This is a genomic window from Microbacterium sp. AG1240, assembly GCF_003635115.1.
Lineage (GTDB): Bacteria > Actinomycetota > Actinomycetes > Actinomycetales > Microbacteriaceae > Microbacterium.
In genome coordinates this window covers 466,642-490,013 of the sequence record NZ_RBXJ01000002.1, presented here as the reverse complement: position 1 = coordinate 490,013, position 23,372 = coordinate 466,642, and the positions used below count along the sequence as shown (strand labels likewise).

At 70.7% G+C, this 23,372-nt stretch carries 16 protein-coding genes; 6 read left to right on the top strand and 10 right to left on the bottom strand.

What is annotated here, in order from left to right; translation table 11 throughout:
- Positions 1-29 precede the first annotated feature (29 nt).
- Positions 30-866, bottom strand: a complete 837-nt coding sequence (locus tag DEU34_RS10910) for a DUF3097 family protein (protein WP_121150185.1) — start codon at positions 864-866, stop codon at positions 30-32.
- A 102-nt stretch (positions 867-968) separates the two neighbouring features.
- Here DEU34_RS10910 and DEU34_RS10905 point away from each other — a divergent pair, with 102 nt between their 5' ends.
- Positions 969-3,056, top strand: coding sequence for a TPM domain-containing protein (locus DEU34_RS10905; RefSeq protein ID WP_259460123.1), 2,088 nt, complete (start codon positions 969-971; stop codon positions 3,054-3,056).
- An 87-nt stretch (positions 3,057-3,143) separates the two neighbouring features.
- A complete protein-coding gene (locus DEU34_RS10900) occupies positions 3,144-3,896 on the top strand; it encodes a PspA/IM30 family protein (protein WP_121150184.1) in 753 nt (250 codons plus the stop codon).
- 130 nt (positions 3,897-4,026) lie between these two features.
- Here DEU34_RS10900 and DEU34_RS10895 read toward each other — a convergent pair whose 3' ends face one another.
- From DEU34_RS10895 to rsmI, 3 genes are all read right to left on the bottom strand, one after another.
- Positions 4,027-4,962: a TatD family hydrolase gene (locus tag DEU34_RS10895; protein ID WP_121150183.1), complete on the bottom strand. Its 936-nt coding sequence runs from the start codon at positions 4,960-4,962 to the stop codon at positions 4,027-4,029.
- Positions 4,959-6,536, bottom strand: a complete 1,578-nt coding sequence (metG, locus tag DEU34_RS10890) for a methionine--tRNA ligase (RefSeq protein WP_121150182.1) — start codon at positions 6,534-6,536, stop codon at positions 4,959-4,961. Before metG ends, DEU34_RS10895 begins: the two co-directional genes overlap by 4 nt.
- A 143-nt stretch (positions 6,537-6,679) precedes the next feature.
- On the bottom strand, positions 6,680-7,498 hold the full coding sequence (gene rsmI, locus DEU34_RS10885) for a 16S rRNA (cytidine(1402)-2'-O)-methyltransferase (RefSeq protein ID WP_121150181.1): 819 nt from the start codon (positions 7,496-7,498) through the stop codon (positions 6,680-6,682).
- A gap of 84 nt (positions 7,499-7,582) precedes the next feature.
- On the opposite strand from rsmI, the gene DEU34_RS10880 reads away from it, so the two are divergent.
- Positions 7,583-9,145: a dolichyl-phosphate-mannose--protein mannosyltransferase gene (locus tag DEU34_RS10880; RefSeq protein ID WP_259460122.1), complete on the top strand. Its 1,563-nt coding sequence runs from the start codon at positions 7,583-7,585 to the stop codon at positions 9,143-9,145.
- Positions 9,146-9,147: 2 nt separating this feature from the next.
- Positions 9,148-9,912, top strand: a complete 765-nt coding sequence (locus DEU34_RS10875; protein WP_183042439.1) for an AAA family ATPase — start codon at positions 9,148-9,150, stop codon at positions 9,910-9,912.
- A gap of 303 nt (positions 9,913-10,215) precedes the next feature.
- On the opposite strand, the gene DEU34_RS10870 is transcribed toward DEU34_RS10875, so the two are convergent.
- Positions 10,216-12,060: a DUF255 domain-containing protein gene (locus DEU34_RS10870; protein ID WP_121150180.1), complete on the bottom strand. Its 1,845-nt coding sequence runs from the start codon at positions 12,058-12,060 to the stop codon at positions 10,216-10,218.
- 15 nt (positions 12,061-12,075) lie between these two features.
- Positions 12,076-12,912, bottom strand: a complete 837-nt coding sequence (locus DEU34_RS10865; RefSeq protein ID WP_121150179.1) for an aldo/keto reductase — start codon at positions 12,910-12,912, stop codon at positions 12,076-12,078.
- 171 nt (positions 12,913-13,083) lie between these two features.
- Here DEU34_RS10865 and hrpA point away from each other — a divergent pair, with 171 nt between their 5' ends.
- On the top strand, positions 13,084-17,115 hold the full coding sequence (gene hrpA / locus DEU34_RS10860) for an ATP-dependent RNA helicase HrpA (RefSeq protein ID WP_121150178.1): 4,032 nt from the start codon (positions 13,084-13,086) through the stop codon (positions 17,113-17,115).
- Positions 17,116-17,250: 135 nt separating this feature from the next.
- A complete protein-coding gene (locus DEU34_RS10855; protein ID WP_121150177.1) occupies positions 17,251-18,309 on the top strand; it encodes a glycoside hydrolase family 76 protein in 1,059 nt (352 codons plus the stop codon).
- A 141-nt stretch (positions 18,310-18,450) separates the two neighbouring features.
- Here DEU34_RS10855 and mmsB read toward each other — a convergent pair whose 3' ends face one another.
- The 4 genes from mmsB to DEU34_RS10835 all read right to left on the bottom strand — a co-directional run bounded on the left by mmsB (position 18,451) and on the right by DEU34_RS10835 (position 23,277).
- A complete protein-coding gene (mmsB, locus tag DEU34_RS10850) occupies positions 18,451-19,671 on the bottom strand; it encodes a multiple monosaccharide ABC transporter permease (RefSeq protein ID WP_121150176.1) in 1,221 nt (406 codons plus the stop codon).
- Between the two features lie 20 nt (positions 19,672-19,691).
- Entirely contained in the window at positions 19,692-21,218 is a 1,527-nt protein-coding gene (mmsA, locus tag DEU34_RS10845; protein ID WP_121150175.1) for a multiple monosaccharide ABC transporter ATP-binding protein, read from the bottom strand.
- A gap of 67 nt (positions 21,219-21,285) precedes the next feature.
- Positions 21,286-22,413, bottom strand: coding sequence for a multiple monosaccharide ABC transporter substrate-binding protein (gene chvE / locus DEU34_RS10840; RefSeq protein ID WP_121150174.1), 1,128 nt, complete (start codon positions 22,411-22,413; stop codon positions 21,286-21,288).
- Positions 22,414-22,476: 63 nt separating this feature from the next.
- Positions 22,477-23,277, bottom strand: coding sequence for an L-ribulose-5-phosphate 4-epimerase (locus DEU34_RS10835; RefSeq protein ID WP_121150173.1), 801 nt, complete (start codon positions 23,275-23,277; stop codon positions 22,477-22,479).
- Between the last annotated feature and the right edge of the window lie 95 nt (positions 23,278-23,372).

Sequence of the window (23,372 nt, the reverse complement as noted above, 5' to 3'; positions counted from 1 at the left end):
CCCCGGTGCGCCGCGAGCAGGCGGCCACGTTACGGGCCGACGGTGACGAAGTCGATGAGCTCCTCCACACGGCCGAGGAGGGCGGGCTCGAGATTGCGGAAGGTCGTGACCCTGGCGAGGATGCGCTGCCACGCGCGAGCGATGTCGGCCTGGTCTTCGGCGGGCCAGCCGAAGGCGCGGCAGATGCCGACCTTCCACTCGACGCTGCGGGGGATCTCGGGCCAGCGCTCGATGCCCATGGTCTGCGGGGTGACGCACTGCCAGACGTCGACGAACGGGTGGCCGACGATGCGCACGTGCGCACCGTGCTTCCCGCGTGCGACGGCTTCCGCGATGCGCGATTCCTTCGACCCCTTCACGAGATGGTCCACGAGCACCCCGTAGCGGCGCTCGGCGGAGGGCGGCTCGGCGTCGAGCAGGTCGTCGAGCAGATCCACGCCCTGGAGGTATTCGACGACGACGCCCTCGGCGCGCAGGTCGGCGCCCCACACCTTCTCGACCAGCTCGGCGTCGTGACGGCCCTCGACCAGGATGCGGCTCGCCCGCGCCACCCGCGCCCGCTCCGAGGCGGGGGCGAACGACCCCGAGGCGGTGCGGCGGGTTCCGGTGGGCGCGGCCTTCGGCACGACCAGCACGACGGGCTCGCCGTCGACGAGGAAGCCCGAACCCAGCGGGAAGAGGCGACGACGCCCGTGACGGTCTTCGAGTTCGACCGTGCTGGAGGCGATGCCCACGACGGCGCCCACGTATCCGTCGGCCGCCACCTCCACGACGAGGTCGCGGGATGCTTCGACCTGCGCGGCGACCTTGCGGCCGGCGTCGCGCCATCCCTTCGCGAGCACGTCTGCGCCGTACCGATCGTCCATGCTGCTCCTCCCGACCGGCCGAGCCTAGACCGGCGCCCCCGCGCCGGAGGCGGGGCACGCCGGGCGCTATCGTGCATGCCCGCCGGTGCATAGACTCGTCCCGTGGCTGTCCGGACGCTCCTCCCACGAGTGCGCCTGCGTGCGCGCCTCTCGACCGCCGCCGCTCTCGCGCTGGCTCTCGTGGTAGGCGGAGCCGCCATCGCCGCCTCCGCGACGGAGCCCGTAGAGCTCGGATCGACCCGCGTGTACGACCAGGTCGACGCCCTCTCTCCGCAGCAGGAGTTCGACGCGCAGGCTCGCATCGAGCAGCTGCGCACCTCCACGGGGCTCGATCTCTGGGTGGTGTTCGTCGACGAGTTCACGAACCCCTCGGATTCCGCGGACTGGGCCAACGAGACGGCTGACCAGAACGGCCTCGGGCCGACGCAGTACCTGTTGGCCGTCGCTGTCGACGCGCGCCAGTTCTACCTGTCGGGAGATTCCTCCGGACCCATCTCGTTCGAGCAGCTCGGTGCGATCGAACAAGAGCGCCTCATCCCCGCACTGGGGAACGACGACTGGGCCGGGTCCGTCGATGCCGCCGCGGAAGGCCTGGAAGAGGCCGACCAAGCGGGGTCCGGCGGCACGATGGTTCCCAACCCGCTCCTACCCTCGATCTCGGACGTGATCTGGACCGTCCTCCTGGTTCTCGCCGTCCTCGCCGTCGGGGTCGTCATCCTGGTGATCGTCCTCCGCTCCCGACGGAAGAAGACCACCACGGCCCCCGGCGTCGAACCCGGGCCCCCGCCGGTTCCGACGGATGAGCTGCGGCGGCAGGCAGCATCCGCCCTCATCGACACCGACGACGCCATCCGCACCAGCGAGCAGGAGCTCGGGTTCGCCGCCGCGCAGTTCGGCGAAGACGCCACCACCGATTTCGCCGCGGCTCTGCAGTCCGCGCGCGACAAGCTCAGCCAGGCGTTCGCCCTGCAGCAGCAGCTCGACGACGACGTGCCCGACACCGAGGAGCAGGTGCGGGCGTGGAACACGCAGATCATCCAGCTCTGCGCAGAAGCGAACCAGGGCCTCGACGAGAAGGTCGACGCGTTCGACGAGCTGCGCAAGCTCGAAGCCGACGCCCCCGCCGCCCTCGTTCGAGCGCGCGATGCACGCACCGCCGCAGCCTCGGCGATCGACGAGGCCGCAGCCGCACTGTCGGCGCTGCAGGGCTCGTACGCACCGGAGGCGCTCGAGACCGTCGACGACAACGTCGACCAGGCCCGCGCGCGCATCGCGTTCGCCGATGAGCAGCTGACCGCGGCGCAGACCGCGCTCGACGCCGGCGAGACGGGTGAGGCGGCCGTCGGCATCCGCGCGGCCGAGGAGGCCGTCGGCCAGGCCGTCGTGCTCGAGACCGCGATCGACACACTCGCCACCGACCTCGCCGCCGCAGACCGACAGGCCGCAGCGGTCATCGAGGGCATCGAACAGGACGTCCGTACCGCGATGACGCTGCCCGACCCCGACGGGCGTGTCGCCGCCGTGATCGACGTCACCCGCGGCGACCTCGACGCCGCCCGGGCCGAGCTCGCCGGCGCCCGACGCCGACCGCTGCACACGCTCCAGTCGCTGCAGGCGACCGACCAGCGCATCGACGAACTGGTGCAGTCGGTGAGGGATGCTGCGGCACGGTCGCAGCGCGTGGCACAGCAGCTCAGCTCCGAACTCGCCCAGGCGCAGGCGCAGGTGTCGGCGGCCGAGAACTTCATCGCGGCCCGTCGCGGCGCCGTCGGCTCCGAGGCCCGCACGCGTCTGGCCGAGGCGGGCGCGGCTCTCGCCCGCGCGCAGCAGCTGCAGGGCATCGACCCGGAGCAGGCGCTCGGGGAAGCGCAGCGCGCGAACAGCCTCGCCGGACAGGCCGTGCAATACGCCCGCACCGACGTCGGCGGATTCTCCTCGTCGAATGACATGTTCGGCGGAGGCGGTGGCGGCGCCGGATCGAGCTTCATGGGAGCCCTGCTCGGCGGCATCGTCAGCAGCGCGATCTCGGGCGGCGGGCGGTCGTCGCGCAGCTATGGCGGCGGCTTCGGCTCGTTCGGGGGCGGCGGATCACGCTCGAGCGGTCGCAGCGGCTTCGGTGGCGGCGGGCGCCGCTCCGGCAGCTTCGGCGGCGGCGGTTCGCGCTCGCGGCGCGGCGGCGGGCGCTTCTGATGCCGCCCTCGCAGCACCGGCGCGTCACAGGTAACTCGTAGCATCCACCGACACACTCGGAACAGACGTCAACAGGAAGGAACCCCGATGGCCAAGCAGTCCATCTTCGGTCGCATCTCCACCCTCATCCGCGCGAACGTCAACTCGCTGATCGATCAGGCGGAAGACCCGCAGAAGATGCTCGACCAGCTCGTGCGCGACTACACGAACTCGATCCACGATGCCGAGTCGGCGATCGCCGAGACCATCGGCAACCTCCGCCTCCTCGAGCGCGACCACCAGGAAGACGTGCAGGCCGCGGCCGAGTGGGGCAACAAGGCCCTGGCCGCCTCGAAGCGCGCCGACGAGGTGCGCCCCACGAACCCGGCCGAGGCCGACAAGTTCGACAACCTGGCCAAGATCGCCCTGCAGCGTCAGATCTCGGCCGAGAACGAGGCGAAGTCGGCGGCTCCGACCATCGCGTCGCAGACCGAGGTCGTCGACAAGCTCAAGGACGGCCTCAACGGCATGAAGGGCAAGCTCGAGCAGCTGCGCTCCAAGCGCAGCGAGCTGCTGGCCCGGTCGAAGGTCGCCGAGGCGCAGAACCGCGTGCACGACGCCGTGAAGTCGGTCGACGTGCTCGACCCGACGAGCGAGCTCGGTCGGTTCGAAGACAAGATCCGCCGCCAGGAGGCCCTCGCCGCCGGCAAGCAGGAGCTCGCCGCCTCGAGCATCGACGCACAGTTCAACCAGCTCGAAGACGTCGGTGAGCTCACCGAGGTCGAGGCCCGCCTCGCGATGCTGAAGTCGGGCGGACCCCAGCGGGCCGCCATCGATGCGCCCAGCCCCGACGCGGTCTGAGGCTCACGAAGGGGGCGTCGCGGTTCGCGGCGCCCCCTTTCGCGTGCCCGGCGGCCTCTCCCGCTCGCGCGGTCGAGAGATGCCCGCGGGCGCATCCATGGGCAGCGCGAGCAGCGACACGACCCGCGAGTCAGTCGAAGGAGCCGTAGACCTCGAGGGTGTTCGCGGCGACCTGCGCGCAGAGCTCGTCGAGGTCTGCCCCGAGTTCGTCGGCGATGAAGCGCATCGTCACGGGCACGAGGTAGGGCGCGTTCGGGCGTCCGCGGTAGGGCACGGGCGTGAGGAACGGCGCGTCGGTCTCGACGAGGATGCGCTCGCGCGGGATGACCCGCAGCGCGTCACGGAGGTTCTGCGCGTTCTTGAACGTCACGTTGCCGGCGAACGACAGGTAGTAGCCGCGGTCGGCGGCGATCCGCGCCATGGCCTCGTCGCCCGAGAAGCAGTGGAACACCGTCTTGTCCGGCGCTCCGACGCGTTCGAGCGTCTCGAGGACGGCGTCGTGCGCATCGCGGTCGTGGATCTGCATCGCGATGCCGTGGTTCTTCGCCAGCGCGATGTGCGCCTCGAACGAGCGGTGCTGCGCGGCGAACCCGCCCTCCTCCGTGCGGAAGAAGTCGAGCCCCGTCTCGCCGATGGCACGCACCCGAGGCTCCGCTGCGAGCGCGTCGATGGCCGCGATCGCAGCATCCAGCTCGCCCGCCTCCTCGTACGCCGGCGCCTCGTTGGGATGGATGGCGACGGCCGCGAGCACGCGGGGGTGGGATGCGGCGGCCCACGCCGACCAGCGCGACGAGTCGATGTCGCCGCCGGCCTGCACCACCCCGAGAACTCCGACCTCGACGGCGCGGGCGAGCTGCTCGTCGAGCGAGAGCCCCTCGTCGCCGTCGGCGATCTCGAGGTGCGTGTGGTTGTCGTACACCCCGACCGCGAGGGGCTCGGGTGCCGGCGGATAGCTCACGTCACGGCGCCCGTCGACCGACCGCTCGCGCACGTACGCGCTCGGATCGGCCTGATCGAGCGTGCCGCGCGGCCGCTCGACCGGCTCCGATCCGGGAGCTGCGCTCATTTGTCCTGCTCGACGCGCGGGAACAGCGGCGCGAGCCCGTTGACCGACGAACCGGGGCGCAGCACGCCCCACGCACCGGCCTCCCGCAGGGGCTGATCGTGCAGGCGGCCGATCGTCTCGGCGGCGCCCAGGGCGATCCAGAGCTTCTCGGTCGACTCGGGCATCACCGGCGAGAGCAGCACGGCGAGAGCCCGCAGCCCCTCGGCCGCGGTGTACAGCACCGTTCCCAGCCGTTCGCGCTGCGTCTCGTCCTTGGCGAGCGCCCACGGCTCGTTGATCGTGATGTAGCCGTTCAGCTCGGTGACGATCGTCCAGATCGCCTCGATGGCCTCGTCGATCCGGAACCGCTCGATCGCGGCGTCGGCGGTCGTCGCCGCATCCGCCACCGTCTTCTGGATCGCCAGGTCGGCATCGGTGTAGGGGCCGGCGATCGGGACGATCCCCTCGTAGTAGCGCTCGATCATCGCGATCGTGCGCGAGGCGAGGTTGCCGAAGCCGTTGGCGAGCTCGGCCTGGTAGCGGGCCGAGAGGTCCTCCCACGAGAACGAGCCGTCCTGTCCGAACGCGATGGCCGAGAGGAAGTAGAACCGGTAGGCGTCGGAGCCGAAGACGTCGGTGATCTCGGTCGGCGCGATGCCGGTGAGCTTCGACTTCGACATCTTCTCGCCGCCGACGAGCAGCCACCCGTGCGCGAAGACGCCGCGCGGCACCTCGACGCCGGCCGCCATGAGCATCGCGGGCCAGATCACCGCGTGGAAGCGCAGGATGTCTTTGCCGACCACGTGGTACGCCGGCCAGCGGCGGGCGAACTGCTCGGGGTCGGAGCCGTAGCCGACGGCGGTGGCGTAGTTCAGCAGCGCGTCGACCCAGACGTAGATGACGTGGGAGGAGTCCCACGGCACCCCGATGCCCCAGTCGAAGGTCGAGCGCGAGATCGACAGGTCTTTGAGGCCGTTCTTCACGAACGACACGACCTCGTTGCGCGCCGACTCGGGCCGCACGAAGTCGGGCACCGTGCGGTAGAGGTCGAGGAGGCGGTCCTGGAACTCGCTGAGCTTGAAGAAGTAGTTCTTCTCCTGCAGCAGTTCGAGCGGCTTCGAGTGGATCGCGCAGACCTTCAGCCCCTCGAAGGCCCCGGTTCCGTCGACGATCTCGGCCTCGGTCTTGAACTCCTCGCAGCCGACGCAGTACAGCGCCTCGAACTCCCCCGCGTAGATGTAGCCGCGGTCGTAGAGCGCCTGCACGAACTGCGCGACGCGCTCCTCGTGCCGCGGCTGGCTCGTGCGGATGAAGTCGTCATTCGCGACGTCGAGGGTCTTCAGCAGCGGGAACCACGACTCGCCCACGAGCTTGTCGACCCACTCCTGCGGCGTCGACCCGTTCGCCGCGGCGGCACGCATCATCTTCTGACCGTGCTCGTCGGTTCCGGTCAGCATCCATGTGTCATCGCCCGACTGGCGGTGCCAGCGCGCGAGCGCATCGACGGCCACGGTGGTGTACCCGTGGCCGATGTGGGGCACGTCGCTCGGATAGAAGATCGGCGTCGTGACATAGAAAGACCGGCCGTTGCTCACCCCGAGATTCTACGGGGGCGGATGCGGCGCCCCGGTCGCTGTGACGGACGCCCCCGGGTCGGAGGGTCGCGCCGTCGTCGGACGAATGCGCGCAGATCCTCCGACGCCGGTGCGATCCTCCGACGCCGGCGTGCGCGACGGGGTCAGCGCTTGACGGCGAGCGCGGCCTGGTACAGCTCGCGCGAGGAGTGCCCGGTGAGGGTCGACACCTCGCCGGCGGCTTCCTTCAGGCGGGTGCCCGTGCGCACCATCTCGAGCACCTGGGTGACGGCGTCGGGGAAGGCCACGGCTCGCGGCTCGGCGCCGGCGACGACAACGACGATCTCGCCGCGTGCCCCGGTCTCGGCCCACTCGGCGAGGTCGGAGAGCGGACCGCGCACGACCTCCTCGTGCAACTTCGTCAGCTCGCGGCAGACCGCCGCCCGACGGTCGGCGCCGAAGCCCGCGGCCATGTCGTGCAGGGTCGCCGCGAGACGCGACGGCGCTTCGAAGAAGACGAGGGTGCGGGCCTCGCTCGCCAGGGCCGTGAAAGCGGCGCGGCGCTCGCCCGACTTCCGCGGCGGGAACCCCTCGAAGGCGAAGCGGTCGGTCGGCAGCCCCGACACGGCCAGCGCGGTGAGCACGGCGCTCGGGCCGGGGATGACCGTCACCCGCACGCCCGCGGCCGCCGCGGCGGCGACGAGACCGTACCCGGGGTCGCTGACCGTCGGCATGCCGGCGTCGCTGAGCACCAGCACGTCTTCGGTGCGGGCGCGTTCGGCGAGGTCGCCCGCGCGCTCCTTCTCGTTGTGGTCGTGGAGGGCGACGAGCTTCGGGCGGTTCTCGATGCCGAGCGCGCTGAGCAGACGGATCGTGGTGCGGGTGTCTTCGGCGGCGATCACGGTCGCCGCCTCGAGAGCTTCCACGAGCCGACGCGACGCGTCGCCGAGATTGCCGATGGGCGTCGCCGCGAGGATGATCACCGTCCCACCATAGGCGCGGGGTTCGGCGGCTTCGCCCGGCCGCGCAGCATCCGAGCGCGCACCGTGCGGAAGTAGGCTGTTGCCGTGACGACTGCCGAGCCGCTGCTCCCCGCGCAGCGCCCGGCGCCCCTCGACCGGTGGCGCGCGAGGATCGCGGCCGATCCGCAGCGCGAGCGGCTTCTCGCGTGGCTCGTCCCCGCGCTGGTGACCCTCCTCGCCGGGGCGCTGCGGTTCTGGAACCTGGGGCACCCCCGCGCGATCGTCTTCGACGAGACCTACTACGTCAAGGACTCGTGGAGCCAGTGGGTGCTCGGCTTCCCCGCGAAGTGGCCGACCGAGGGCGCCGATGCGCTCTTCCTCGGGGGCGACACGAACGCGTTCGAGACCGCGGGCAGCTTCGTCGTGCACCCGCCGCTCGGGCGCTTCTTCATCGGCCTCGGCATGGCGCTGTTCGGTCCCGACTCCTCGACCGGGTGGCGGTTCGCCGTCGCCGTCTTCGGCACCGCGACGGTGCTGCTGGTCTACCTCGTCGCGAAGACCCTGACCGGCTCCGTCGCCTTCGCCGGCATCGCCTCGGGCCTCCTCGCCATCGACGGCCTGTCGATCGTGCTCAGCCGGGTCGCGCTGCTCGACGGCATCCTCACGTTCTTCCTGCTCTTCGGCTTCTGGTTCGTGCTGCTCGACCGGCGAACGCACGTCGATCGCCTCGCCGCGTTCGCCGCCGCACGCGAGGCCGACGGACACCACCCCGCCTGGGGCCCGGTGTTCTGGAACCGTCCGTGGCTTCTCGCAGCGGGCGCCGCTCTCGGTGCGGCCACGGCCGTGAAGTGGTCGGGCCTCTACGTTCTCGCGGCGTTCGGCGTCTGGATCGTCGTCACCGACGCCCTCGCCCGGCGGCGTGCCGGCGTCGGCATCTGGCCCGCGGATGCCGCGTTCCGCCAGGGACCGGTCGCCTTCCTCCTGCTCGTCCCCGTCGCCGCGGTGGTCTACCTCGCGTCGTGGACGAGCTGGCTCACCACCGACAGCGGCTGGGATCGGCACTCCGTCGACAACGCGCCCGCGCAGGGCTTCTGGTCGTGGGTGCCGCTCGGTATCCAGAACCTCTGGCACTACCACCAGCAGATCTACGGGTTTCACGTGGGGCTCACCACGCCGCACAGCTACCAGAGCCCGGCATGGCAGTGGCCGCTTCTGATCCGTCCGACCTCGATGTACTGGAACCAGGGCGACGCCGGAGTCGAGGCCGTCTCCAGCATCCCGAATCCCCTCATCTGGTGGGCCGCGGTCGCCGCGGTCGTCTTCCTCGCGGCGCGGTTCGCGATGACGCTCGAGTGGCGCTACGCCGCCGTGCTGATCGGGGCTGCGGCGACGTACGTGCCGTGGCTGCTCTACCCCGAGCGCACGATCTTCCAGTTCTACACGGTCGCGATCATGCCCTTCCTCGTTCTGGCGCTGACCTTCGCGCTCCGCGAGATCACCGGACGAGCGGATGCTGCACCCGCCCGCCGCGCCGCGGGCCAGAACTCGGTGATCGTCTTCCTCGTCATCGTCGCCCTCGTCTCGGCGTTCTGGTACCCGGTGTGGACGGGGATGACGGTGCCGTACGACTTCTGGCGCATCCACAACTGGCTGCCCACCTGGATCTGACCGTGGACGATCGAACCGACGCCTGGCTGACCGACGAACGGCCCATCCAGCGTGTCGCGGTGTTCCAGAACGCCCCGGTCGACGAGTCGGCGTGGCCGGCCACCATCCCCGCGATCGCCGACTTCCTGCGCGTGGCACGCACGGACGGGTGGGAGTTCGACGCCGGCGTGACGTTCCTGGTGGGCGAGAACGGCTCCGGCAAGTCGACGCTCCTCGAGGGCATCGCCGAGGCCGCGGGACTGCCGCCGGAGGGCGGCACGGTCAACGGCGGGGCGCAGACACGGGAGACGGAGTCGCCGCTCGGGCAGTGGCTGCGGATCGTGCGCAGCCCGCGAGCTTCGCGGTGGGGGTTCTTCCTGCGCGCCGAGACGATGCACGGCTACTACTCCTACCTCGACGACCTCGGCGGCGAGCAGCCGAGCCTCCACCGCCTGAGCCACGGCGAGTCGTTCAACGCTCTTCTCGACGACAAGCTCGACCACCCGCAGTTCGTCACCGGCCTCGCGTGCCTCGACGAGCCCGAGGCCGCGCTGTCGTTCTCCTCCACGCTGCGCTGGCTGGCCGCGCTCGACCGCATGCGATCCCGGGGCACCCAGGTCATCTGCGCGACGCACTCCCCCGTTCTCGCCGCGCTCCCGGGCGCCACGATCCTCGAGCTCGGCGACGACGGCATCCACCGCACGGAGTGGGAGGAGCTCGAGGTCGTGCGCTCGCACCGCTCGTTCCTCGACGCGCCCGGCCGCTTCCTGCGGCACCTGCTCGACTGAGACCCAGGTCTCACGCCGCGCCGCGCGCCGGCCTCGCTGCGCCGGCCTCGCTGCGCGCCCGCGCTGCGCGCCCGCGCTGCGCCGCGCGCCAGTGCTGCGCCGGCCCGCGCTGCGCCGAATGCGCCACTTCCCGGCGAGTGACCCCGCGAACCTGTGGGGTCACACGCAGGAATGCGTCACATTCCGTCGCTCCGCAGAGCTGCCCAGCTGCGCCCCGCGAGCCACGCGCCGAGTGCGCCACTTCCCGGCGAGTGACCGCACGAACCTGAGGGGTCACACGCAGGAATGCGTCACATTCCGCCGCTAAGCGGAGCTGCCCAGCTGCGCCGGGTCGGTGGCGGGCAGGCGGCACACGAAGCCGCGGCAGTCGTACGCGGTGGGGAGGCCGCGCTGGGGCGTCTTGGCCTCGAAGAGCGAGAAGCCGTCGGCGGCGAACGCGTCGGCCTGCTCGGGCGTGACGAAGGCGACGACGTCGGCACGGATGCTGCGTGCCGCCTCGCCGAGAGCGCTCCCCGGGGCACCGACCACGACGAGCTGTCGGGGCGGTGCGGCCAGCGCGACGGCGACGTCGAGCATCGCTCCGTGCCCGAGCGGCTGCTCCAGGGCCGTGGGCGCGACGCGGGCGACGAGCGAGGCGGCCGCGTCGCGGTAGCGGTCGCCCGCGCCGAGGTGCCAGAGCGCGAGCGCGCCCCCGGCGAAGGCGGCCGCCGGCGACGGGGATGCCCCGTCGGTGTCGGAGCCGCCGACCGCCATCCCCTGCGCGACCAGCACCGGGTCGCCCCCGCCGGGAACGACGACGACACCGTCGCTCAGGCAGGCGTCGACGAGGTCTCGCGCGGCGCGGGCGTAGCGCACCTCGCCGGTCGCGGCGGCGAGCAGTGCCAACCCGCGGGCGAGCGATCCGTAGTCCTCGAGGGTGGCGGGGGCACGCGAGACGATCTCGTCGAGCGACGCCCGACGCAGCATCCCGTCGTCGCCGATGTTGCTCTCGAGAACCGCCTCGGCCGCCCATCGGGCCGCCTCGATCAACCGCGCGCCCGAGTCTCCGAGGGCGATACCGGCGCGGGCGAGCGCGCCGATCGCGAGGCCGTTCCACGCCGTGACGACCTTGCCGTCGAGCGCGGGCGGCGCCAGGTCGGCGCGACCCTCGGCGTCGCGCGCGTAATAGCCGCCCTCGTCGCGGCGTCCGTCGATGATCGACTCGGAGTCTTGCGCCGCGGCGAACCCGCCCGTGGGCTGTTGCAGCACCTCGATGAGGAACCGCGCGACATCGGCCGCGATCGCGGGCTCACCCGCATCGAGGGCGACCTCGATGAGGCCGGCGTTGTCGGTCAGCATCCGCTCGTAGTGCGGGACGCTCCAGTCCCGACGCGTCGCGTAACGGAAGAAGCCTCCGTCGACCGGATCGCGCAGGTCGGACGCCGCCATCGCCTCGAGGGCGCGCCGCGCGACCGCGGGGGCCTCCGGCACCGGCAGCGTCGACGCCTGCAAGAACCGCAGCGCCGGCACGGTCGGGAACTTCGGATTCTCCATGCCGGAACCGGCGGCGAACCCCCCGTACGTGCGGTCTTCTCTGTCGACGAGGCGACGCGCAGCATCCGCGAGGTCGTCGAGGGTGGGCAGCCCCGCCGCCTCCGACGCCGCGGACGCCGCCGCCTCGAGGGCGTCGCGCAGGGCCCCGCCGGTGCGCTCGACCTCGTCGCGGCGCTCGGTCCACGCCTCGCGCACCGCACCGAGAACCTCGCGGAACGCCGGCAGCGGCGGTCTCGGCTCACCCGGCCAGTAGGTGCCCGCGTAGAAGACCCGCCCCTCTGGGGTCGTGAAGACCGTGAGCGGCCAGCCGAGGTGGGGGGTGAAGGCGGATGCTGCGTCGAGGTACGCGGCATCGACGTCGGGGTGCTCTTCGCGGTCGACCTTCACCGCGACGAAGCCCTCGTTGATCACGGCGGCGGTCGCGGAGTCTTGGAACGACTCCCGCGCCATGACGTGGCACCAGTGGCAGGTGGCGTAGCCGATCGACACCATCACCGGAACGCCCCGCCGCGCCGCCTCGGCGAAGGCCTCGGGCCCCCACGCGAACCACGCGACGGGATTGTCGGCGTGGGCGCGCAGGTAGGGGCTCGAGGACTCGGCCAGGCGGCTGTTCAGGGCGATCGGTCCGTTCTAGTTGACCTCGTCGGGGTGCGCGCTGACGCGGCCCGAGCCATCGCGGGGGTCGAGCGCGTCGATCGCGACGAGCTCGGGGCCGCTGAGTTCGAAGTCGAAGACGTCGATGTTCTCCTCGAGGCGTTCGCGGCGCACCGACTTCGGGAAGACGATGAACCCCTTCTGCAGGTGCCAGCGCAGCACGACCTGCGCGGGGGTCTTGTCGTGGGCGGCCGCGGCGTCGGCGACGGCGGGCAGGCCGAAGAGGTCGTACTTGCCCTGGCCGAGCGGACCCCACGATTCGATGCGCACGTCGTGCTCGTCGGCCCACGCGGTGATCTCACGCTGCTGGTAGGCGGGGTGCAGCTCGATCTGGTTGACCGCCGGGGTGACGCCGGTGGCCTCGACGATGCGCTCGAGGTGCGGCACGAGGAAGTTCGAGACGCCGATCGAGCGGGTCTGCCCGTTGTCGCGGATCTTGATGAGGTGCTCCCACGCGTTGAGGAACGTGTCCTTCTGCGGGGTGGGCCAGTGGATGAGGTACAGGTCGACCGACTCCAGCCCGAGCTTGTCGAGGCTCTCGGTGATCGCCTCGAACGGCTGGTCGCCGCTCTGCCGGTCGTTCCAGAGCTTGGTGGTGACGAAGAGGTCGTCGCGCGCGATGCCGCTCTTCGCGATCGCGGCGCCCACACCCTCCTCATTGCCGTAGATGGCGGCGGTGTCGATGTGTCGGTAGCCGACCTCGAGGGCTTCGGCGACGGCGCGCTCGGTGTCTTCGGCGGGCACCTTGAACACGCCGTAACCGAGCTGGGGAATCTGGTGGCCGTCGTTCAGTGAGACAAGAGGAATCGTCATGGTTCCACCCTAGGGACGGCGACCCGCGCGAGGGCCGGGGTTGACGGCGCCCCGGTTCCCGCGACCCTCCCGCGCGCGGGCTTTCGGCCGGGGCGCGGGCTTCGCGGCCCGCAAGGCCCGCGTTCCGACCGAAAGCCCGCGTGACGGCGCGGGGATCTACGATGGAAGGCTGTGTCTGTGCCAGAACCCGTGATCACGTACCCGTCCGAGCTGCCCGTCAGCGCCGCACGGGACGAGATCGCGCGCGCCATCGCCACCTCGCAGGTCGTGATCGTCGCCGGCGCCACCGGGTCGGGCAAGACCACGCAGCTGCCGAAGATCTGCCTCGAGCTCGGTCGCACGCGTATCGCGCACACACAGCCCCGCCGGATCGCCGCCCGCACCATCGCCGAGCGCATCGCGGAGGAGCTGCAGGTGCCGCTGGGCACGACCGTCGGCTACAAGGTGCGCTTCACCGACAAGGTCACCGAAGACACGCGCATCGCGCTGCTGACCGACGGGATCCTCCTCAACGAGATCCACCGCGACCGGCTGCTGCGCCGCTACGACACGATCATCATCGACGAGGCCCACGAACGCTCGCTGAACGTCGACTTCCTGCTGGGGTACCTGCGCCGCATCCTTCCCGAGCGCCCCGACCTCAAGGTGATCGTGACCTCGGCGACGATCGATCCCGAGAGCTTCGCGAAGCACTTCGCGGATGCTGCGGGCACCCCCGCTCCGATCATCGAGGTCTCGGGGCGCACCTACCCGGTCGAGGTGCGGTACCGGCCTCTGGTACCGGAGCCTTCGGCGGACTCGAAAACCGGCGAGAGCGCGGTCGCTCCGGCGTCGAAGAAGGCTGCGCCCGACGACGACCCCGATGAGATCGGCGGCATCGTCGCGGCGCTGCGCGAACTCGACCGCGAGGCCCCCGGCGACGTGCTGGTGTTCCTCCCGGGAGAGGCGGAGATCCGGGATGCGGCCGACGCCGTCCGCGGCGCGTACTCGTCCGATGCCTCGCCCACCGAGGTGCTCCCCCTCTACGGGCGACTGTCGGCGGCCGAGCAGCATCGCGTGTTCGAGCGCTCGAAGGTCGCCGGCGTTCGCAGACGCGTCATCCTCTCCACGAACGTGGCCGAGACGAGCCTCACCGTCCCCGGCATCCGGTACGTCGTCGACACGGGCACGGCCCGCATCTCGCGCTACAGCGCGCGCTCGAAGGTGCAGCGGCTCCCGATCGAGGCGGTGTCGCAAGCATCCGCCCAGCAGCGATCGGGCCGCGCGGGCCGTACGTCCGACGGCATCGCGATCCGCCTGTACTCGGAGGACGACTTCGACCGTCGTCCCGAGTTCACCGAACCCGAGATCCTGCGCACCTCGCTCGCCTCCGTCATCCTGCAGATGCTCTCGCTCGGATTCGGCGACATCTCGGCGTTCCCCTTCCTCACCCCGCCCGACTCTCGGGGCGTGAAAGCGGCGTTCGACCTGCTGCTCGAACTCGGCGCGATGCGCGCCCCCCGCTCGCGCGACGAGCAGCCGCGCCTCACCGATATCGGTCGCGAGCTCGCACGGCTCCCGATCGACCCGCGTTTCGCCCGGATGCTCATCGAGGCCCGCCGCGACGGGGTGGAGTCGGAGGTGCTGGCCATCGTCGCCGGCCTGTCGATCCAGGACGTGCGCGAACGCCCCGAGGAACGGCGCGAGGAGGCCGACCGCCTGCACGCCCGGTTCACCGACCCGACCAGCGACTTCCTCTCGCTGCTGAACCTCTGGAACCACCTCCAGGAGCAGCAGTCCGAGCTCGGATCGAGCGCCTTCCGCCGCCTCTGCCGCGCCGAGCACCTCAACTACGTGCGGGTGCGCGAGTGGGCCGACGTGCACCGGCAGCTGCGGTCGCTGCTCGGGCCGTCGGGCGATCGCCCCCGGAGGCGGAAGAAGGATGCTGCGCCCGCGCCCGTACGCGTCTCGTCGGCGTCCGACGGCGCCGCGGTGGGCGGGCACGAGGCCGGCGACGCGATCCACCGCGCGATCCTCTCCGGCCTCCTCTCGCACATCGGCCTCCTCGACGTCCGCACCGCGAAGTCGCCGCAGGACCGCAAGCCCGCGCGCGGCGCCGGCGCTCCGCGGGCGGAGTACCTCGGGGCGCGCGGCGCCCGGTTCGCGATCTTCCCGGGCTCGGGGCTGCGCAAGGCCAAGCCCGCCGCGGTCATGGCCGCCGAACTCGTCGAGACCTCTCGCCTGTACGCCCGTACGGTGGCGTCCATCGACCCGGCGTGGGCCGAGTCGCTGGCGGGAGACCTCGCCAAGCGGTCGCTGAGCGAGCCCCATTGGTCCAAGGCCGCGGGCGCCGCATCCGCCTATGAGAAGGTGACCCTCTTCGGGGTCGAGATCGTGCCGAAGCGTCGGGTGCAGCTCGCCCGCTTCGACCGGCCGCTCGCCCGCGAGATGTTCGTGCGGCACGCGCTCGTCGAGGGCGAGTGGGATGCGTCGATGCTCGACAAGCGGCTCACCGCGTTCCTCCGACGCAACACCGAGCAGCGGCGACTGCTGGAGAAGATCGAGGAGCGCGAGCGGCGTCGCGACATCCTCGTCGGCGACGAGGCCATCTTCGCCTTCTACGACGCGCGGCTGCCGGCCGACGTGTTCGACGTGCGCTCGTTCGAGGCGTGGTGGACCGAGACGTCGTCGCGCACCCCGCGGCTGCTCGACGTCACCGAAGCCGACCTCACCGGCGAGGGCGGGCGCGGCGACGACAAGGGCTTCCCATCGCGCTGGCGCCAGGGCGACCAGGTGCTCGGCCTGGCCTACCGCTTCGAACCGGGCGCCGACGACGACGGGGTGACGGTCGTCGTGCCGCTGGCCCTCCTGGCGTCGCTGCGACCGGTCGGCTTCGACTGGCAGGTGCCGGGTCTCCGCGACGAACTCGTCACCTCGCTGTTGCGGGCGCTGCCGAAGACGATCCGCCGCAACGTGGTTCCCGCGGCCGACTGGGCCGAGCGGTTCGCCGCCGACCTCGCGGGGCGCGGCCCGGAAGACCACGACGGACTCCCCGCCGCCTCGCTCGTCCATGCCCTCGCCGCTCTCGTGCAGCGCGTCGCTAACCAGCCCGTGACCGCCGCCGACTTCGAGTTCGAGCGCGTCTCACCGCACCTTCGCGTGTCGTTCCGCGCGGTCGACGCCCGGGGCCGCACGGTCGGCACCGACCGCGATCTCGCGGCGCTGCAGGCCCGGCTCGCCGACCGCGCCCGCACGAGCGTCGCAGATACGATCGCCGGGCGCGAGGCGCCCAAGGGCGCCCGGGGCGGCGCGGCGAAGATCGCGGCGGCGAGCCTCGACGGCCGCGCAGCCGGCTTCCCCGAACGCTCCGGGCTCACCGCGTGGACCTTCGACGACCTTCCCGAGATGGTCGACACGAGGGTCGCGGGCGGCATCGTGCGCGGCTACCCCGCGATCGTCGACGACGGTGCGTCGGTCTCGCTGCGACTGGAGGCGACCGCCGACTCCGCGGCAGCGCTCACCCGGAACGGGGTGCGACGGATGCTGCTGCTGGCCGTCGCATCGCCGGCGACCTACGTGCTCGACCACCTCACCGCCAACGAGAAGCTGACGCTCGCCGCCTCGCCCTACCAGAACGCCAAGGCCCTCATCGAAGACGCCCGGGTCGCGGTCGTCGATCAGCTGCTCGACCGGCTCGCCCCCGGCCGGGTCGTGCGCACCCGTCAGGAGTTCGAGAACCTTCGCGACGCGTTCTCGGCCGCGGTCGTCGACGACACCTTCGCCGCCGTGTCGCTCGCCGCGCGCGTGCTCGCCGCCGCCCGTGAGGTCGATCGGGCGATGAAGGGTCAGAACTCCCTCACCCTCCTCGGCGCTCTCGGCGACGTTCGCGCGCAGCTGTCGGGCCTGGTGTTCCCCGGTTTCGTCTCGCGTATCGGTCTGACCCGCCTCGCGCACGTGCCGCGATATCTCGCCGGCGCCCTCGAGCGGGTGAACGCCCTGGCCGACAACGCCGGCCGCGACCGCAGCAGGATGACCGAGTTCGAACGGGCCGCCGCCCCCTTCCAGGAGGCCGGCGGCAGCATCCCGCTCCCCCTCGATGCCGCCCCGGGCATCGCGCACGCGCGCTGGCTGCTCGAGGAGCTGCGGGTGAGCCTGTTCGCCCAGCGACTGGGCACCGCCGAGCCCGTCTCGCCGCAGCGCATCGCGAAGGCGCTCAAGGCCTGAGCGGTGTCATCGGCGGAGGAGATCTCACAGGTGGAGGATGCCGCGGGCGCTGGGGCCCCTCCTTTCGTGACTTCTCCTCCGGTCGTTGCGCCGACGGTGCCGGAGACCACAGCCCGCGACGGGGAGGATGAGGGGATGACCGCGACGACAGAACGCAACGCGCGCGCAGCCTTCGCCGAGCGCGCGATCCTCGACCGGTACCTCGGCGGGGTCCCCGGCATCGCGTGGGGACGATCGGCGTGGCCGCCGATCCCGCTGCGCCACCGCGGGGGCCCCGCCCGCTGGCACTACTGGTGGAGCGCGCACCTGCTCGACGCGGCGCTCGACGCCGCCGCGCATCGCCCCTCCCCCGCCCGGCGACGACGCGCGCGGCGGCTCGTCCGCGGCATCCGTCTGCGCAACGGCGGCACCCTGTCGCGCACGTTCTACGACGACCTGGCCTGGATGGGACTCGCCCTCGAACGCGGCGACCACCGCCGCGCGACCGAGCGCATCGCCGCGCGGCTCGAGGGCGCGATCGACCCCGCGGTCGGCGCCGTGCCGTGGGAGGTCGGCAACCCCTTCTTCAACGCGCCCGCCAACGGACCCGCCGCGATCCTCTTCGCCCGCACCGGGCGCCGAGGCGCCGCCGCGCGGCTGAGCGACTGGATGCACGAGACCCTCCGCGACCCCTCGAGCGGCCTGGTCATCGACGGGGTTGTCGTCGAGCGCGGCATCGAGACCCGCCGGGCGACCGAGCTCTACACGTACTGCCAGGGTGTCGCGCTGGGCGCGGCGGCCGCGCTCGCCCACGACGAGGCGCGCTTCGCCTCCCGCGCCGCCGCCCTCGTGGGGGCGATCGCCGCGTGGACCGGGCCGTCGCTCCTCCTCCCCGGAGCGGGAGGCGGCGATCGCGGCCTGTTCGCGGGCATCGCGTGCCGCTACGCGGCCGACGCAGCATCCGTCCTCCAGACCCGGGCCGACGCTGGGGGCCCGGATGCTGCGACGCTCGGGCGGGCCGCAGCATCCGCCCGCTCCCTCGTGATCGCGAACGCCGACGCCCTCTGGGCGGGCCGCGCCACGCTCGACGGGCTGCCGGTCTTCTCGGCCGACGCGACGACTCCCGCCGACCCGTCACCCGAGGCGCCCGAGCGCGACCTGTCGGTGCAGCTCGGCGCCTGGCTCACCCTTGAGGCCGCGGTAGCGCTCGACTGACCGCGAGACCCGATCCGGCCGACGAGACCCGGTCAGAATGTCGCGGTCTCGGCGCGCGGAACGGGTCTCGCGGTCAGGATGCTGCGCGGACGCACGAACGCCCCGCCCGGAGCGGGGCGGGGCGTTCGATGCGCGCGAGGGTCAGTTGCCCGAGCGGCGCTTGTTGTAGACGTCGAACGCGACGGCGAGGAGGAGCACGAGGCCCTTCACGGCCTGCTGCCACTCGATGCCGATACCCATGATCGACATACCGTTGTTGAGCACACCGATGATCAGACCACCGATGATCGCGCCGCCGATGGTTCCGACGCCGCCCTGCACCGCCGCTCCACCGATGAAGGCCGCCGAGATCGCCTCGAGCTCGAAGCCGTCACCCGCCTTGGGGCCGGCGAGGTTCAGGCGCGCGGTGAAGATGAGTCCCGCGAGAGCCGCGAGGAAGCCCATGTTGACGAAGAGCCAGAAGTCGACCCGGCGGGTCTTGATGCCCGACAGCTCGGCGGCGTGACGGTTGCCACCGATCGCGTAGATGTGACGACCGAACACCGTGCGGTTCATCACGATGCCGTAGACCATCACGAGCACCGCGAGGATGATCAGCGTGACGGGCACGCCCTTGTAGCCGGCGAGCGAGTACACGAAGAAGCCGATCGCCGCCGAGATCAGCACGAGCTTGGCGATGAACCACACGATGGGCTCGACGTCCTGGCCGTACTTGCGACGCCCGGCGCGGGTGCGCACCTGCTGCACGACGAGGGCGATCACGACGACTGCGCCGACCGCGAGGGTGAAGATGTCTGGTTCGCTCTCGCCGAAGACCCCCGCGAGGAACCCATTGCCCAGGGCACGGTACTCATCGGGGAACGAACCGATGTTCGCGTTGCCGAGCACGACGAGGGCGAGGCCTCGGAAGATGAGCATGCCCGCCAGGGTCACGATGAACGCGGGGATGCCGACGAAGGCGATCCAGAACCCCTGCCACGCGCCCACCAGGGCGCCGATGGCGAGGGAGAGGATGACGGCCAGCCACCAGGGCATCCCCATCTTCACCGCGAAGACGCCCGAGATGGCTCCGACGAAGGCGGCGACCGAACCGACCGAGAGGTCGATGTGGCCGGCGATGATGACCATCACCATGCCGATGGCGAGAACCAGGATGTACCCGTTCTGCACCACCAGGTTGGAGATGTTCTGCGGACGCAGGAGGATGCCGTTGGTCAGGATCGTGAACAGGACCACGACCGCGATGAGGGCGATGAAGATGCCGTTGCGGCCGAGGTCGGTCAGGATATGCGTGAACCAGCGCGTGAACTTGTTGTCCGGCGGATTGATCTGCGCCCCGACGGCTTCGGTGTTGTTGGTCATGTCGTGCTCCTGTGGCCGCGTCAGCGCGGATTCTCGATGGTCATGAGCTTGAGGACGGATTCGGGTGTCGCCTCGGCGATCGGCAGCTCGCCCGTGATCCGCCCCTCCGACAGCGCGTAGACGCGGTCGGAGATGCCGAGCAGCTCCGGCAGCTCGGAGGAGATGACGATGATCCCCTTGCCGGATGCTGCGAGCCTGTTGATGATCGTGTAGATCTCGTACTTCGCACCCACGTCGATGCCGCGGGTGGGCTCATCCAGGATGAGCACCTCGGGGTCGGAGTAGATCCACTTCGACAGCACGACCTTCTGCTGGTTGCCGCCGGAGAGCTTCCCGGTCTTGACCAGCACGTTGGGCGCCTTGATGTTCAGGTCGCGGCGGTACTCGTTCGCGACCTTGAACTCCTCGTTGTCGTTGACGAGACCGGCCTTCTCGAGTTTCTTGAGCGAAGCCATCGACACGTTGCGCTTGATGTCCTCGATCAGGTTGAGCCCGAAGGTCTTGCGGTCCTCCGTGGCGTAGGCCAGACCGTTGTCGATCGCCTCGGCGACCGTGCGGGTCTTGATCTCCTTGCCGCGCATGAACACCTTGCCGCTGATGCGCGTGCCGTAACTGCGGCCGAACAGGCTCATCGCGAACTCGGTGCGTCCGGCTCCCATGAGGCCGGCGATACCGACGATCTCGCCGGCGCGCACGTTGATCGACACGTTGTCGACCATGACGCGCGTCGGGTCCTGGGGGTGGTGGGCCGTCCAGCCCTCGACGCGGAGCAGCTCCTCGCCGATCTGCGGCTCGTGGTCGGGATAGCGGTGCTCCAGATCACGACCGACCATGTCCTTGATGATGCGGTCTTCGGTGACGTCGCCCTGGGAGATCGTCTCGATCGTCTTGCCGTCGCGGATGACCGTGACGGAGTCGGCCACGCGCTTGATCTCGTTCAGCTTGTGGCTGATGATGATCGACGTCACGCCCTCCGTCTTCAGCTGGAGGATGAGCTCGAGCAGGTGGGCCGAGTCCTCGTCGTTCAACGCCGCTGTCGGCTCGTCGAGGATGAGGAGCTTGACCTCTTTCGACAGCGCCTTGGCGATCTCGACGAGCTGCTGCTTGCCGACGCCGATCTGGTTGATCTTCGTGGTCGGGTTGTCGCGCAGCCCCACGCGCTTGAGCAGCGCCGCGGCTTCGAAGTTCGTCTTGTTCCAGTCGATGAGTCCGCCGGACGCGCGCTCGTTGTTGAGGAAGATGTTCTCGGCGATCGACAGGTACGGGCTCAGCGCCAGCTCCTGGTGGATGATGACGATGCCCTTCGCCTCGCTGTCGCGGAGGTTCTTGAATGCCACCTCCTCGCCCTCGAACACGATCGCGCCCTCGTAGGTGCCGTGCGGGTAGACACCCGAGAGCACCTTCATCAGGGTCGATTTCCCCGCGCCGTTCTCGCCGCAGATCGCGTGGACCTCGCCGCGGGCGACGCCGAGCGTCACGTTCGAGAGCGCTTTGACTCCCGGGAACGTCTTGGTGATGCCGCGCATCTCCAGAATGTTGTCGGCCATGCCGTCTCTCCTCTCCCCAGACAGGGCCGGGCGGCTCTCGCCGCCCGGCCCGTCGTTTCTTCGGGTGTTAGCCGGCGACTTCGTCCGCGGTCCAGTAACCGCTGTCGACGAGAACATCGGTGATGTTGTCCTTGACCACGATCACCGGGTCGAGGAGGTACGACGGCACGACCTTCACGCCGTTGTCGTAGTCCGTGGTGTTGTTGACCTCGGGCTCCTCGCCGTTGAGCAGGGCGACCGCCATGTCGACGGCGACCTGAGCGAGCTGGCGCGTGTCCTTGAAGATGGTCGCGTACTGCTCACCGCGGTTGATGGCCTTGACCGAGTCGAGCTCGGCGTCCTGGCCGGAGATGATCGGCCATTCGGCGCCGACGGAGTAGCCGGCGTCGGTGAGGGCCGAGATGATGCCGCGCGAGATGCCGTCGTAGGGCGACAGGATGGCGTCGACCTGCGTGCCGTCGGAGTAGGTCGCCGTGAGGATGTCCTCCATGCGGCTCTGAGCGGTCTCGCCGTCCCAGCGGAGCGTTGCGACCTGCTGGAAGTCGGTCTGGCCCGACTTGACCACGAGGGTTCCGTCGTCGATCAGCGGCTGGAGCACGTCCATGGCGCCGTCGAAGAAGAAGGTCGCGTTGTTGTCGTCGGGCGAACCGGCGAACAGCTCGATGTTGAACGGACCCGCCGGCGCGCCGGAGATCGCGGTGCCGTCGAGCTCGGTCAGACCGAGTCCGTTGAGAACCGACCACGCCTGCTGCTGGCCGACGAGGAAGTTGTCGAACGACGCGTAGTAGTTGACGTTCTCCGAGTCGCGGATGAGGCGGTCGTAGGCGATGACGGGGATGTCGGAGTCTGCGGCGTTCTGCAGCACCTCGGTCAGCGTCGTGCCGTCGATCGAGGCGACGATCAGCGCTTCCGCGCCCTTGGTGATCATGTTCTCGATCTGCGAGACCTGGGTGGGGATGTCGTCCTCTGCGTACTGGAGGTCGACGGTGTAGCCCTGCTCTTCGAGGGCGGCCTTCACGGCGTTGCCGTCCTGGATCCAGCGCTCGGAGCTCTTGGTGGGCATCGCGACGCCGATGAGGCCGCCGTCGCCGCCGCCGTCGCCACCGCCGGTGCCGCCGGTCGAGCCGCCGGAGCAGGCCGAAAGCAGGAGCGCTCCCGCGGCGACCGCCGCGACGAGAATCTTCTTGCCTTTCACAGTGATTCCTTTCTTAGGACTTCTTCGTCTTGGTTTTTCGATGTTGTCTTGGTGTTTCGGTGTTCATTTATCTGCTGTCCGGCCGGAGGTCTTCTCCGAACGGCGACCGCGACGCGGCGGGGTGACCCGGCGCTCAACGGTGGTCTGATGATCGAGCGACCGGCTGCGCTCGTGGAGGCGGTCGATCGCCTCGGCGGGAAGCGGCTCCACCGCGCCGCCCTCGCGGGCGATGTGCACCGTACGCGCGACGTCCTCGAGCACCACGGCCGACCGCACGGCGTCGCGGGGCGTCTCGCCGATCGTGAACGGACCGTGGTTGCGCATCAGCACGGCGCGCGACCGCGAGCCCCGGAGGGTGTCGACGATGCCGCGACCGATCGTGTCGTCGCCGACGATCGCGAAGGGCCCCACCGGCACCGGGCCGCCGAACTCCTCGGCGGCGGCCACGATCGTGCACGGGATCTCCTCGCCGCGCGCCGCCCACGCCACGGCGTAGGTCGAGTGCGTGTGGACGATGCCGCCGACCTCGGGCATGTTGCGGTACACGTACGCGTGCGCCGCGGTGTCGCTCGACGGGGCACGGGTGCTTCCCGGCGTCCCCTCGACGACCTGGCCGTCGAGGTCGCAGACGATCATGTTCTCGGGGGCGAGCTCGTCGTACGAGACACCCGAGGGCTTGATGACGAACAGGTCTGCTCCGGGCACGCGGCCCGATACATTCCCGCCCGTCCAGACGACGAGTCCGTACCGCACCAGCTCGGCGTGGAGAGCTGCGACATCGGCCCGCACGCGTGCCACGGCGACCTCGGTCTTCACGCTGGCCACGTACGGGTCGTGCAGCTCGGCAGCATCGCCAGCGCCCATCACGACTCCCTCGTCAACCCGTGTGATGCGGTCATGTGACCGTTCACATTGCGCAACTATAGCCAGGTCTGCGGCGCCGGTGTCAAGCGCGGCAC

Excerpts from the sequence above, each read along its gene's own strand:
- DEU34_RS10865 (WP_121150179.1), bottom strand. The coding sequence starts at position 12,912 with ATGACGATTCCTCTTGTCTCACTGAACGACGGCCACCAGATTCCCCAG.
- DEU34_RS10910 (WP_121150185.1), bottom strand. The coding sequence starts at position 866 with ATGGACGATCGGTACGGCGCAGACGTGCTCGCGAAGGGATGGCGCGAC.
- DEU34_RS10900 (WP_121150184.1), top strand. The coding sequence starts at position 3,144 with ATGGCCAAGCAGTCCATCTTCGGTCGCATCTCCACCCTCATCCGCGCG.
- DEU34_RS10855 (WP_121150177.1), top strand. The coding sequence starts at position 17,251 with ATGACCGCGACGACAGAACGCAACGCGCGCGCAGCCTTCGCCGAGCGC.
- mmsA (WP_121150175.1), bottom strand. The coding sequence starts at position 21,218 with ATGGCCGACAACATTCTGGAGATGCGCGGCATCACCAAGACGTTCCCG.
- DEU34_RS10895 (WP_121150183.1), bottom strand. The coding sequence starts at position 4,962 with ATGAGCGCAGCTCCCGGATCGGAGCCGGTCGAGCGGCCGCGCGGCACG.
- mmsB (WP_121150176.1), bottom strand. The coding sequence starts at position 19,671 with ATGACCAACAACACCGAAGCCGTCGGGGCGCAGATCAATCCGCCGGAC.
- DEU34_RS10835 (WP_121150173.1), bottom strand. The coding sequence starts at position 23,277 with ATGGGCGCTGGCGATGCTGCCGAGCTGCACGACCCGTACGTGGCCAGC.